General features: G+C 45.6%; 9 protein-coding genes. All 9 read left to right on the top strand.

Features of this window, described 5'->3' with window-relative positions:
- Positions 1-208: 208 nt before the first annotated feature.
- The 9 genes from K401_RS0102775 (at position 209) to K401_RS0102735 (ending at position 13613) form a co-directional block, all read left to right on the top strand.
- Positions 209-2035 (top strand): sensor histidine kinase, encoded by a 1827-nt coding sequence (locus K401_RS0102775; RefSeq protein WP_024291541.1) that lies wholly within the window; start codon positions 209-211, stop codon positions 2033-2035.
- A 22-nt stretch (positions 2036-2057) separates the two neighbouring features.
- Complete coding sequence (locus tag K401_RS0102770) at positions 2058-3569, top strand: response regulator transcription factor (protein ID WP_024291540.1); 1512 nt, start codon at positions 2058-2060, stop codon at positions 3567-3569.
- 3 nt (positions 3570-3572) lie between these two features.
- On the top strand, positions 3573-4829 hold the full coding sequence (locus K401_RS0102765; protein WP_024291539.1) for an ABC transporter substrate-binding protein: 1257 nt from the start codon (positions 3573-3575) through the stop codon (positions 4827-4829).
- Positions 4830-4979: 150 nt separating this feature from the next.
- The gene (locus K401_RS0102760) at positions 4980-6401 is read left to right on the top strand and encodes an extracellular solute-binding protein (protein ID WP_024291538.1); all 1422 of its coding nucleotides are present in this window, start codon (positions 4980-4982) and stop codon (positions 6399-6401) included.
- A gap of 88 nt (positions 6402-6489) precedes the next feature.
- The gene (locus tag K401_RS32700; RefSeq protein ID WP_024291537.1) at positions 6490-7368 is read left to right on the top strand and encodes a carbohydrate ABC transporter permease; all 879 of its coding nucleotides are present in this window, start codon (positions 6490-6492) and stop codon (positions 7366-7368) included.
- Positions 7369-7380: 12 nt separating this feature from the next.
- Positions 7381-8202 carry a carbohydrate ABC transporter permease gene (locus tag K401_RS32695; protein WP_024291536.1) on the top strand — a complete coding sequence of 274 codons (822 nt, stop codon included), beginning with the start codon at positions 7381-7383 and terminating at the stop codon, positions 8200-8202.
- Positions 8203-8222: 20 nt separating this feature from the next.
- Complete coding sequence (locus K401_RS0102745) at positions 8223-11363, top strand: alpha-mannosidase (RefSeq protein WP_024291535.1); 3141 nt, start codon at positions 8223-8225, stop codon at positions 11361-11363.
- A 209-nt stretch (positions 11364-11572) separates the two neighbouring features.
- On the top strand, positions 11573-12268 hold the full coding sequence (locus K401_RS0102740) for a FadR/GntR family transcriptional regulator (protein ID WP_024291534.1): 696 nt from the start codon (positions 11573-11575) through the stop codon (positions 12266-12268).
- A gap of 355 nt (positions 12269-12623) precedes the next feature.
- Positions 12624-13613 (top strand): sugar ABC transporter substrate-binding protein, encoded by a 990-nt coding sequence (locus K401_RS0102735; protein ID WP_024291533.1) that lies wholly within the window; start codon positions 12624-12626, stop codon positions 13611-13613.
- Positions 13614-13632 lie beyond the last annotated feature (19 nt).

The raw sequence follows: 13632 nt of genomic DNA, 5'->3' as shown, positions 1-13632 counted from the left end.
GGCTTTTCCTTGAAAAATCCCCGCACAAATCAGACCAAGGCCCCGGCAATTTTGCCGGGGCCTTCTTTTTGTACCGGGCTGACTGAAAATCTTATCCTTATTTATAAATTATGTTATAATACAAAAATGAGAATAAAATTGGAAGAATTTACCGAATCAAGTAAAAGATGGATTGGAAATATCCGCTTGACCAAGGGGGGGAATAGGCTTGATCAAATATTTGGTAAACAGATACCGGAGCTGGGGAATTGCAAAAAAGACACTGATCATCCTGCTTTTTGTCTCCATTGTCCCTGTCATGGTAATTGAAATCATAACCTGTGTCATTGCGGCAAACACCTTAAAAAAGCAGATGGATATTCTGGTGGAAAGCAATATGAAATTATCCCAGAAAGGGCTGGAGGATTTCTTTTCCGAATATGACAGCATCATCATGTCCATTTATACGGAAAATGAATACGCCGTAAAGCTGGAAAAGCTGAATGTGTGGGATTCCAGGAATTATTATCTGCTGAAAAAGCAGCTGGAGGATGATCTGGAAAACATCTCTTATCTCCACCCGGAAATATTGGGGATCGCGGTGGTGACCCTGAAAAAGGAATGCATCCTATATGATTCCATCACAAACAGCACCATGGACAGCTACTGCTTTCCGGAAAAGGACAAGAGCTGGCTGAATTTGACTGATGAGACCTTTCACAATACCCGGACCGTTTATTCCGGTGTCATAAGCCGGGAAGAGGCGGGCGGCAAAAAAAGAAACATCTTGTATCTGGGGCACCGGATCGCGGATATCAACAATTACAGACAGGGGACTGTTGGAAGTATTTTGATCTGCCTTGACGAGACCAATATACGGGAAACCTATTCCCAGGAAAATGAAAACGAGGTCAATGTTTCCTTCCTCTGTGACGGCGGCGGAAACATCATTTCCAGCACCAGGGCAGACTTGATCGGAACGGGCATTTTTGATGGATTGGATGGCAGCAAAGGGGAGCTGTTTTCCCAGACGGACGCAAAGATCCGTCAGGCTGTGGAAGCCCGTCAGATCATGAAAAGTAAGTCTTACAGCATTTACACAAAGCCTGTGATGAAAGATCAGTTTGTGCTGGTCAGCATCCGGGATAACAAGGAGCCTTTGAAGGATTTTAAATACATCTTTGAAGTGATCATCCTGCTTACCATTCTGATTATCATTACCAGCGTTCTTATTATGATCCAGTTTGCAGGCTCTCTACAGGTCTGCGTGGAAAAGATAACCTCTGCCATGGACAGGGCTTATAAGGGAGATTATACGGTTCAGATCCGGCATACCTGGCAGGACGAGTTTGGAAAGATCGCAAAGCATTTTAATCACATGGTACAAAAGATCGACCAGTCGGGAAAGATAGAAAAGGAAGCCCTGCTTCGTGAGAAAAACGCGGAATTAAAGGCTTTGGAAGCTCAGATCAACCCGCATTTCTTATACAATACCTTAGATGCCATCAACTGGATCGCCATAGAAAATGAACAGTTCCTCATCAGTAAAATGCTTAAAAACCTTGCCACCATCCTGCGTTACAGCGTACATAAAAGCAATGGTGTGGTCAGTGTGAGAAGCGAGATGGAATATTTAAAGCAGTATATTTTTCTTCAGCAGCAAAGGTTTTCCTTTTCCTTTCACTGCATCATGGATGTGGATGAAGAGGTTCTGGATTTAAAAATGCACAAGCTTTTGTTCCAGCCTTTGATTGAAAATGCCATCATTCACGGATTTCCAGGCAATACAGGGCAGGATGAGATCACCATTTCCATCAGAAAAAAGGGAGATAAGCATCTGGTGGTCTGTGTGGAGGATAATGGGAAGGGCATGGATGAGGAGCTTGTCAGGGAACTGAACCACTATGATTATTTAAGCGGAACCATGGAAGGGAGCATCGGAGTGCGGAATGTGATCATGAGGATCAAATATTATTATGGGGAGGAGGGGCATTTCTTCATTGAATCAGATGACAGGGGAACGAAAATAACGGCAGAGATTTTATTTGAAGAATAGACAGGGGGATTTATAAAGCGGTATGAGAGTTGTAATTGTGGAAGATGAGCCAAACACCAGAAACGGGATCATAAAGATCATTGAAAAGTACACACCCCATGAAGTGGTTGCAGGGGAAAGCGATGGAGAGGCGGGCCTTGAAACGGTACTATCCTTACGGCCTGATGTTGTTATAACGGATATCAATATGCCAAAGATGGACGGGCTGACCATGGTCAATAAGATCCGGGAAGCGGGAAGTTTAACAGCGGCAATCCTGCTTACAGGGTATTCGGAGTTTGAATATGCCCAGCGGGCCATACAGCTGTCGGTTATGGAATATTTGCTGAAGCCTTTGGATGTGGAGGATATTATGGAGGTCCTTGGGACCGTAGAAGAGAGGATCTCAAAGAACAAGGTGGAAAAGGTATCGGCGGAACAGCTTTTATTTTCCCTTCTGACAGGGGATGAAAATGATCAGGAAATGGTTCAAAGGCAATTGGCCGAAAGGATAAGGAATCAAAAGGACCAGGTCATTTCCATGTTCCTGATCCAGTCGGAAAGCATACTGGAGGATACGACGGCACAGATGGCAGAAGTCCTTAAGGACAGCCTTGATGCCATCTGCCTCACAGGCTTTTTTATCTTCAAGCTTCCCTATGAGAAGCAGATCCTGGTCATGATCTCCGACGGCCAGAACGTTAAGTATTTAAAGTCCATATTTAAAACCCAGATTTTAAAGGAACTGAAAAAGAAAGGGGAATTTCTCATCAGCTACGGGGAACTGAAAAGTCTCTCCATGCTGAAAGATACCTTAAAGCAGATGCAGGAATACCTTTCCTATGCCTTTGTGTTTCCCGACAGCTGCATCATCGACGGCCAGCTGATCCAGGATTTGTCCTTTGAAAAGGTGGAGTATCCGGAGTATTTGGAACGGGGGATAAAAAGGGACATCAGAAACGGAAATAAGGAAGGGATTAAAAGAAACGCCAGGAAATTTGAGGAGGCTGTCATTGAAAGCAGGGAAGAGCCAAGTGTGGTCAAGAACCATACCGTCCGTTTTGTCATGGCGGCCTTAAACACTGCAAGGGATTTAATGAAAAACAAAGACATTGAGGCCCTTTACCAATACTTGTTAAACGATATGATGAAAACCAGCATCAGGGAAAACTTTTTAAATAACTACTGGAAGATGATGGATATGGTGGCAGATGACAAGGAAACGGCTGCTTTGACCGGCAATGGCATGATTTTAAATGTCATAGAATTCATCAGGCAGAATTATGATAAAGAAATTTCCCTTTCCGATGCGGCTGATCTGGTGGGCATTACACCGGAATATTTAAGCAAGCTGTTCACCAGGGAAATGGGAATCAACTTCTGCACCTTTTTAGGGGAATTCCGTATCAGCATTGCAAAAAAGCTTCTGGCAACCGGCAATTATAAGATCCACGAGGTAGCTGAAATGGTGGGGTACCGGGATACCAAGTATTTCAACAAGGTATTTCGTTCCATTATGGGAGTGTCTCCCTCAGACTACAGAAAGGTGTTTTAGATTATGAACAGGACCGTACAAAGACTTCTGATCGGTTTATGGCTGCTGGTTTCCTGTTTACTCATCAGTGTGATCGTCAAGTATTACAGGGAATCCAACGAGACGGCAGCGGCGGAGGAGAAAAGGGACCAGCTTGTGATCATGGCCGTCTGCGAGGAAGACGAAAGCGGGAAATACTTAAAAGAGCTTGTGGATGAATATTCCCAAATGCCGGGAAACCCGGAAGTCAGGATCCAGTATGTTTCCCAATCCGGCTTTCAAAAGCAGCTTTGTCTTGATAAGGATCAGAATACCCTTCCCGATCTGATCATCTGCGAAAACGTCATGACCCCTGCCCTGGAATCCATGGGCATACTCAGAGATTTATCCGGCTATATGACAGCAGACAGGACAACCCTGTATTTAAAGAATGCTTACAGCAGTACGGTGGTAAACGGCGTCTGCTATGCGGTTCCCTTTACCAGCAACCCCTATGTGGTATTTTATAATGAGGATCATTTGAAAAAGTACGGCGCTTCCATACCTGAAGATATGGAAGGGTTTTATAAGCTGTGCAGGGAAACCAATACCCTTGGCACCTATAATTTCGGCATTGCCATGAAAAATAAAGAGGACATTACTTCCAGCTTTTTACAGATGATCTATTCCGCCGGAGGGACTTTACGGAGCCTGGATACGGAAAACTGCATGCAGCTCTACGAGATGCTGGGAAATATGAGGGATGAGGGCATCATGGCCCAGGATGTGATCAACTGGAACCAGAAGGACTTAATGAAGGCGTTTTCAAGGGGATATGTGAAAATCGCCATAGCAGAGTTAAGCTCCATGTCCATACTGGAGAATTCAGATAAAAAGAGCCCGTACAGGATCGCGGAGATTCCCTATATCCAGAAACAGACCTATTTGCTCCAGGGAGACAACATAGGAATCACTGCCACAGCGGACTGGAACGAGTCCATAAAGCTTCTGGATTACTTAACTTCCAGGGAGGTCATAAAAAGCTATTACGAAAACACCTTCTGTCTTTCCGTGAGGACCGATTTAACGGTGAATCCGGGACTGGAAAAAGGTCTTACGGATGAGTTTGTGGAAAGAGAGAGGAACCAGAGCATTTTAAAGAATGCCTACTCCACATGGTTTATCATATCAGACGGGATTGCAGGGAACTTAACGGATTTTTTCGGGGATAAGACCATTTCGCCGGAGGAGGTTGCCAAAAGGCTTTCAGTGGACATCAGGAATGCCATTATGGAAAGATAAACGAAAGATTAAAATTATACCCCTTTTCTAAAATTTTGGAATACTCCGTGAAACCGACTTATGCTATCATCTGCTTAACAGTAAAAATACCTTACAGGTATACCTTTATTCCCGGGAAGACCGGGAAGTGAATAGGAGATGGGAGGTTTTATGAAGAGAATGAAGAAACTCACGTTGGCAGCGCTTGCGTCGGCCATGGCTCTTTCCCTGGCAGCGTGTCAGGGTTCCGGGACAAATACGGAAACAGCGGCCCCGGACAAGACAGAAACAGCTTCCGGGGAAACCGGAAAAACAGCAGACACCCAGGGGGCAGGCGGAAAGACGAAAATTTCCATTACCTTCCGGGATGGGGGAAGCGATACGTTAAAGAACTGGTTTGAAAACGCATATGAGACTTACGATAAAAAGGATTCCATTGAACTTGACATTGCCCCGATCACTGCCTCGGAAGGAGATTACTTTGCAAAGGTGGCCCTGGCGCTCCAGTCGGCGGATACGGCTCCTGACATTGTCTGCGAAGATACGTTCCAGCTTCCTTCGGACGTGGCGGCCGGTTATCTTACGGATCTTTCTTCTTACTTAAAGGATTATAAGGAATGGAGTGACGGAACCTTCTACGGGCCTTTGGTGGATGGTGTTACATATGCTGACGGAAGTGTTTACGGAGTTCCCTATTGTACGGATACCCGGGGGCTTTGGTACAACAAGGAAGTATTTCAGGCAGCCGGTTTGGATACGCAGTGGCAGCCGAAAACATGGCAGGAGGTCTTAGACACCTGTAAGATCATCAAGGAGAAATGCCCGGATGTGGTACCCTTCTGGTGCAACTCAGGAGTAGCCACCGGAGAAGCCACTTCCATGCAGACTTATGAAATGCTTCTTTACGGAACCGGTGAGCAGCTTTTGGATGAGAATGACAAATGGATCGTATCCAGTGAAAATATTTTAAAGTCCTTAAACTTTATCAGCACCATTTATAAAGAGGGATACGGGCCTTCCTTATCCAAGGTATTAAACGGAGAAGCAGGAAACATCGCTTCCAGAGAGTACTTACCAGGAGGCAAGCTTGCCATCTCCCTAGACGGATATTGGATGACCGGAAACTACAAGGATACAGGGGCCGCTCCATGGCCGGAATACGAGGAGAAGCTGGGCATTGCAGCCATGCCCACCTCCGAGGGACAGGAACCGGGAAGCGTTACCATGTCAGGCGGCTGGGCCTTATCCATTCCCCAGCTTTCTGATCAGAAGGATGCTGCCATGGACTTTATCAAGCACTGCATGAGCTATGATGTGTACTTAGATACCATCATTGCCCAGGGTAATATTGCAACCAGGACCGATATTGCGAAAGATTCCACCTACGCCTCCCAGCCATTCATGGAAAAGTGCACCGGCTTCCTGTCAGGAGCCTTTTACCGGCCGAGAAACAGCCAGTATTCCACGGTCACCACACATATCCAGACCATGGTAGAATCGGTTGTATCAGGAAACAGCCCGGAGGATGCAATGGCACAATATAAATCAGACGTGACCAACAGCGTTGGTGCAGAAAATACCGTGGAAAAATAAACATTCAGGATTTAAAGGGGAGGGCAAACGTGCAACAGCAAAGCACCTGGCCCTCCCTGATTCTATCCTAAAGGAGGAGATAAAGACCATGAATAAAAAAAACAGCCGGTTGTTTGCGGAAGCAAAGAAATCGGTATTGATCCTGCCCTCTATGGTCCTTTTGCTGGTGTTTTTTGTGACGCCGATTTTATTGACCATTTATTATTCCTTTACAAACCTGGCCTTGTCAGGGGAAAATGCAAAGCAGCTTAAATTCATCGGCCTGTCCAATTATGTCAGCATGTTCAAAGACCGTACCGTGCGGATCAGCATTGCAAATACCCTTGTTTTTCTCCTTGGAAGCCTGGTCGGGCAGCAGGTGCTGGGATTTTTCATCGCCCTTAACATGAGGAACAGAAACAGGATTTTCCGGGGGATCACAGGCCCTATTTTTCTGGCAGGCTGGATCATGCCGGAGGTGGTGGTGGCCTTGTGCTGCAGCACCTTTTTCGGAGATGAAGGCACCTTAAACCAGATCTTTTCTTTTTTCCATCTGCCCACCGTGGAATTTCTGTTTGCCATCCCCATGGCAACGGTAATTCTGGCAAATATATGGCATGGAACCGCATTTTCCATGATGAACTTTCAGTCGGCCTTAGATGGGGTTCCGGCGGATATTGAGGAAGCTGCAAGAGTGGATGGGGCCGGCCCTGCCCAGACCATGCTCCGGATCATCCTTCCCTGTATCAAAAATACCATTGCCACAAATACCATGCTGAATACCCTTTCCACCCTTGGCGTATTCGGCCTGATCTATATGATGACAGGAGGAGGGCCTGGAACAAAAACCCTGACCCTGCCTATTTTCATGTACCGGCAGGCATTTATTTCCCAGCAGCTGGGGTACGGAACGGCTATTTCCATGATCCTGCTTGTGATCGGGATCGTGCTCAGTGTTTTCTATACAAGAGTCATGAGAAAGGATTAGAGGAGGTGCTTCATGTATTGGAAATTCAGAAAAACGGTGCCCTATGGGGTACTGACCATACTTGCCATTATTTTTGTTCTTCCGCTGCTCTGGATCGTGCTTGCCTCCTTTGACGGCAATGCCTCCCAGGCGGTTAAGGTGCCTGCCCAGTGGACCTTAAAAAACTACAGGGAAATCCTGTCCAGCCGGACCAACCAGCGGGCATTTGCCAACGGATTGTTTATTTCTTTCGGACAGTCCCTTCTGGTGGTGTTCCTTGCAGGTCTGGCGGCTTATCCTTTATCAAGATATGAGCTTCGTTATAAAAGCCTGTTTTTATATACGATTTTATTTATGACCTCCCTTCCCATTACGGCGGTCATGGTTCCGGTGTATAAGATGTTTTTAACCATCGGCCTGTACGACAAGACTCTGGGGCTTATTTTGTTTTTAACGGCCACTTCCATGCCTTATGGGATCTGGCTCATGAAAAATTTTATGGACAATGTCCCTATTGAATTAGAAGAGGCAGCCTGGGTAGACGGTGCCTCCACCTTAGACAGCATCCGGAAAATCATCGCTCCCTTAATGTTTCCGGGAATCTGTGTGGTGTTCATCTTTACCTTTTCAGGAAGCTGGGGCAATTTTTTCATACCATATATCCTGCTGCAGACACTGAATAAATTACCGGCTTCCGTTACCCTATACCAATTTTTCGGTCAGCATGGTATGATAATATACGGACAGTTAGCCGCATACTCTGCTGTCTATGCCATTCCTTCCATTTTACTTTATATTTTATCGCAAAACTATATGTCAAAGGGCTTTAATATGGCCGGTGCAGCCAAAGGCTGACACAAAAGGAGGAGATTACAATGATACTGATCAAAGAACGGATTGGAAAACTGGTGGAGGACTTAAAAGGTTTGATCTATGCCAGGAAAGTACCCGTCACAAGCTACCGGATGTTAAAATCAGGGGAACGCTTTTTAAGTCTCCAGGACCTTCCTGCCCATGGCTGGGAAGAGCTTACCAACACAGAGCTGTGGGGCGGGCACAGGGAATATTTCTGGTTTGAAACAGTCATTACCATTCCAGGGGAGTTTCAGGATGAATGTGTGGTATATGAGTTGAAAACAGGTAGAGAAGGGCTGTGGGATGCCACCAATCCCCAGTTTACCATTTATGTCAACGGTGTGAGACGGCAGGGGCTTGATGTGAATCACAGAGAGATCATATTGACGGAAAAGGCAGCGGCAGGAGAATCATATCAAATCGTTTTATCCGCATTTACCGGGGATCAGAATTTTAAGCTCGTTATGGATTCCATGATCAAGGTGCTGGACCGGGAAACGGAGCAGTATTATTATGATATTTCCGTTCCCTATCAGGTGGCCAGACTCCTTCCTGACAGTGACAGCGCTTATCTTTCCATCATTCACGCGGTCAATGAATCCTTAAACCTCCTGGATTTAAGAAAGGAGTATTCTCAGGAATATTATGAAAGCCTGAAAAGGGCCGGGAAGTACATGAGAGAAGAATTTTATGACAAATACTGCGGGAATGAGGGGGAAACGGTTTACTGCGTAGGCCATACCCATATTGACGTGGCCTGGCTGTGGACCCTTGCGGTTACGGAGGATAAGGCTGTAAGAAGCTTTTCCACGGTGCTGGAGCTGATGAAGCGTTACCCGGAATACCTTTTCATGTCAAGCCAGCCCCAGCTTTATAAGTATGTAAAGAAACATGCTCCTGAAATTTATGAGGAGATCCGGCAGCGGGTCGCGGAAGGAAGATGGGAGACGGAAGGCGGCATGTTTGTGGAAGCGGACTGCAATTTATCTTCAGGAGAATCTCTTGTGCGCCAGTTCCTTCACGGCAAGGAATTTTTCAGGGAAGAATTCGGGAAAGACAATGAGATTTTGTGGCTTCCCGATGTATTCGGATATTCCGCAGCCCTTCCCCAGATCATGAAAAAATGCGGCATCAAATATTTTATGACAACAAAGATCAGCTGGAATGAATTCAACAAAATGCCCTATGATACCTTTGAATGGGAAGGAATTGACGGGACCAGGATCCTGACTCATTTCAGCCCGAGCCGTGACTATAATAAGGCGGCTGAAGAAGGGGGTACGGAGACCGAGCATTTCACCACCTATAACGCATACATAAACCCCTCCCAAGTAAAAGGCGCCTGGGCCAGATACAGCCAGAAGTATTTAAATGATGAGGTCTTAATGTCCTTTGGCTACGGAGACGGCGGAGGCGGACCAACCAAAGACATGCTGGAAAACCAGCGGAGGCTGGAAAAGGGGATTCCAGGCTGCCCAAGGACCCAGATGACCACTTCCAGAGCATTTTTTGAAAAACTGGATCAAGAGGTGAGAGGGAAAAAATACCTGCCTTCCTGGGTGGGAGAATTGTACTTGGAATACCACAGGGGCACTTATACCTCCATGGCAAGAAATAAGAAGTACAACCGGAAATCAGAGTTTTTATTTGAGAATGCAGAATTTTACTCCATGCTTGACGGCGTATTAAACCAGAATCCCTATCCGGTCGAGGCAATTGAGGAGGCATGGGAAGTGATCTTAAGAAACCAGTTCCATGATATCCTTCCCGGATCTTCCATTAAGGAGGTCTATGAGGACTCCAAAAAGGAATATGAAGCAATTGGAGCGGTCGGAACAGAATTGGTTGGCAATGCACTTTCCAATGTGGCGGAACGTATTGCAGCCCATAAAGAGAGCCTTGTGGTATTTAACCCCAACAGCTTTGAAGGGGAAGGAGCCGTATCCTTTAAGGCTCCGGAGCATATGGAAAACCTGGCGGTAATGTCTGGAGAGCTTATGCTGCCTGCACAAAAGGCGGATGATGGTTCCTGGCTGTTTTGTGCTTCCCAGATTCCTTCTAAGGGCTACAAGACCTTTGAACTGCGGGAAGGGCGATGTGATACGGGCTTAAAGGCAGATGAGAGACATCTGGAAAATGAGCTGATCCGTGTAACCTTCCATGAGAATGGACAGATTTCTTCTATTTATGATAAGCAGAATGAACGGGAAGTGCTGAAAGAAAACAAGTGCGCCAACGTGCTTATGACTTATGAAGACAGACCTCATAACTATGATGCCTGGGATGTGAACAATTATTATGTGGAAAAATCCTGGGAGATCACCGATGTAAGCGCTATGGAACTTGTGGAAAACGGCCCGGTCCGCGCTACTTTATGTGTAAAGAGAAAATATCTGGATTCCACCATTGAACAGTATATCTCCCTGTTATACAACAGCCCTGAAATCATTATACGTAATGAAATCGACTGGAAGGAAAACCACATCTTCTTAAAGTCCATTTTCCCGGTGGATATCCATACGGACGAAGCCACCTTTGAGATCCAATATGGAAATGTAAAGAGGAAAACCCATTACAATACCATGTGGGATTATGCAAAATTCGAGGTATGCATGCATAAGTGGATCGATGTTTCCGAGGATGATTACGGAGTCAGCATGATGAATGACTGCAAGTACGGCTGCCACGTCCATAACGGAGAAATGGGCATCTCCATGCTAAAGTCAGCGACCTATCCAAACCCGGATGCTGACAAGGAACACCACAGCTTTGTATTTTCCATCTATCCCCATAAGGGCGACTGGAAAAAGGCAAAGACAATTCAAAAGGCCTATCACTTAAACAACCCTATGACAGCTCTTTTGAAAGAGACAGAGGGAGGGCAGCTGCCCGGAGAATTTTCTCTGGTAAAAGCGGATGCCGGCAACGTTGTCATTGAGGTTGTGAAGCAGTCCCGAAAAGGGAATGAAATGATTCTTCGCTTTTATGAGACAAACAACCGGCGTACCAGCGGGTATATGACCTTTGGCATGGACATTCAGAGAATTACGGAATGCAGCATGCTGGAGGAGGATGAAAACCAGGTGGATTGTCAGGACAGAACAGCTTCTTTTGTGATTCACCCTTATGAGATCAAAACATGGAAGGTTACGTTCCGGTAATCTTTTTCAGGCTGAAGCAGCAGACTTTTTCAAGTCTCTGCTTTAGCCTTTTTCAATAAATTCTTGTTGACGGATTGTCTGATGGGTATGAAAAAAATAGAAAAAATCATGTTTATGTTTGCAGTTTTCTTCAAATGTGATACAATGATTGTATGACATCATGAAATATTAATGCGAAAGATGAATATGAAGAAGAGGGAGTGAGACATATGGGAGAGGTTTCCAGGATTCCTATCGTGCAGCAGGTGGTAAACAGTATGAAGGAATATCTTGCAGCAGACGGAATAGATGTTGGACAAAAATTACCTACGGAAAAAGAATGGTGTGAGAAGCTGACTGTGGGACGCGGTACGGTCAGAGAAGCTTTCCGCATTTTAGAGGCCCGGGGACTGGTGGAGATCAAACCTGGACGGGGGGCATTCCTGGTCAGTAAAAAAGAGCTTGGACAGGAAGAACTGGCGGAATGGTTCCTTAAAAATGAAGTGGAATTAAAGGATTATATTGAGGTCCGGAGTGCCGTAGAGCCTTTATGCGCCAGGATCGTGGCAAAGCGGGCCACTGACGGGGAGCTTGAACAGATTGAACGGATCCATTTCCGGTTTATCCGGGCAGTAGAGGAAGAGGACATTGCCGGAATGGCAAAATACGATGAAAAGCTGCATCGGCAGATCGTGGAAGCCAGCAAAAACAAGATGCTGATTTTTATGAGCAAAAAGATCGACGAATGCATCCGGGATTTCCGGTTAAAAACGTTCCAGGTGCCCCAGAATGCCCGGAACGCCATAAAAGCCCATAACAATATTGTAGAAGCTTTAAAAGCACGGGACGAAGAGGTGTCAGAGCTTTATGCAAAGAGACATATCTCTCTGATCAACACGGATCTGGATGTGATCATTAAGCGGTAGGCAATCGAAAGAGCAGCAGCAGAACGAAAGGAAGGAGATCGTTCTGCTGCTGCTCTTTTGATTGGAAAAGCTGGAAAATAGAAGAGTGGTAATACAATTTTGAAAGGGGTGTGTAGGACAGTCTTTTGTTAAATTTGCATAATTTTAAAAATTCTATTGACAAAATTCGATAAAAAATGTATTATTTAGTTGCGATATTGTATGACAGCAGACAAAAATGCAAACCCGGGAAGGCAAATAAGAATGATATCATACAATGGTTTAAACATTTGTAACAAAAACTAGGGTATAAAAACAGAAACAAATTCAAAAGTATGCTACAAAAGAATGAAAAAATGTTGAGAGGTGGATTATTATGAGAAAAGTTACTGCAATTGTATTATCAGCCATGATGGCATTGTCTTTAAGCGCTTGCGGTTCTTCTGCAAAGGAAACTACTGCAGTGGAAACCACATCAGCCGTTGCAGGAGTTGAAACAACCGCGGGGAAAACAGAGGATACAAAAGAACCGATTAAAATCGGCGTTTCTGCACCGGATTTGACCAATGTGTTCTTCATCCAGATCAAGGATGCGATGCAGGCGGCCTTGACCGGACCGGAAGATGAACTGATCATTCAGGATGCAGGGGGCGACCAGAATAAGCAGATGAATGACGTAGCTGATATGATCAATCAGGGCGTTGATGTAATTTGTATCTCTGCAATCAACTCAGAAGGAGTACGTGCCACTCTGGAAGCATGTAAGGAAGCTGACATACCAGTCATCGCATTCAACACATCGGTTAAGAATCCGGAACTGGTTCAATGTACCGTTGTTTCTGATAATAAGGAAGCCGGAAAGCTGTGTGCCCAGGCTCTGGCAGACTCTTTAGGCGGAAAAGGAAAAGTAGTAGAGATTACATATAGTACCACAGAGGTTTGCTATGACCGTCAGTTAGGTTTTGAAGAGGAATTAAAGAAGTATCCTGACATTGAGATCATCCAGACCAAGGACGTGGAGAAGCCAAAGTCCGATTATTCCCAGCCGATCATGGTAGACTTTATCAACGCAAACCCGGTAATCGACGGAGTATTTACCATCAATGATCCAACAGCCCGCGGCGCCATCGCAGCCCTGAAGGAAGCCGGCCGCTTAGATGCCACCAAGGTTGTTTCCGTAGACGGTTCTGACGAAGGAAAAGGCTTTATCCGCGCCGATGAAATGGTAGCATCCGCAGCACAGGATCCGGCAGGAATCGGCACAACCTGTATCGAAACTGCTTACCGCCTTCTTTCCGGACAGACCATTGAAGAAAAGGTCGTTGTACCAATGTCTATCATTACAAAGGAGAACGTAGATCAGTAATCCGCAAAGTGCTGACCGC

It is taken from the genome of Lacrimispora indolis DSM 755 (assembly GCF_000526995.1).
Classification (GTDB): domain Bacteria; phylum Bacillota; class Clostridia; order Lachnospirales; family Lachnospiraceae; genus Lacrimispora; species Lacrimispora indolis.
Note: the sequence above shows the minus strand (reverse complement) of the source record. Positions and strands in the feature narration are given on the sequence as shown.

Bases quoted from the DNA above. Each gene is read 5' to 3' on its own strand.
- K401_RS0102770 (WP_024291540.1), top strand. From the start codon at position 2,058: ATGAGAGTTGTAATTGTGGAAGATGAGCCAAACACCAGAAACGGGATC.
- K401_RS0102765 (WP_024291539.1), top strand. From the start codon at position 3,573: ATGAACAGGACCGTACAAAGACTTCTGATCGGTTTATGGCTGCTGGTT.
- K401_RS0102760 (WP_024291538.1), top strand. From the start codon at position 4,980: ATGAAGAGAATGAAGAAACTCACGTTGGCAGCGCTTGCGTCGGCCATG.
- K401_RS32700 (WP_024291537.1), top strand. From the start codon at position 6,490: ATGAATAAAAAAAACAGCCGGTTGTTTGCGGAAGCAAAGAAATCGGTA.
- K401_RS32695 (WP_024291536.1), top strand. From the start codon at position 7,381: ATGTATTGGAAATTCAGAAAAACGGTGCCCTATGGGGTACTGACCATA.
- K401_RS0102745 (WP_024291535.1), top strand. From the start codon at position 8,223: ATGATACTGATCAAAGAACGGATTGGAAAACTGGTGGAGGACTTAAAA.
- K401_RS0102740 (WP_024291534.1), top strand. From the start codon at position 11,573: ATGGGAGAGGTTTCCAGGATTCCTATCGTGCAGCAGGTGGTAAACAGT.
- K401_RS0102735 (WP_024291533.1), top strand. From the start codon at position 12,624: ATGAGAAAAGTTACTGCAATTGTATTATCAGCCATGATGGCATTGTCT.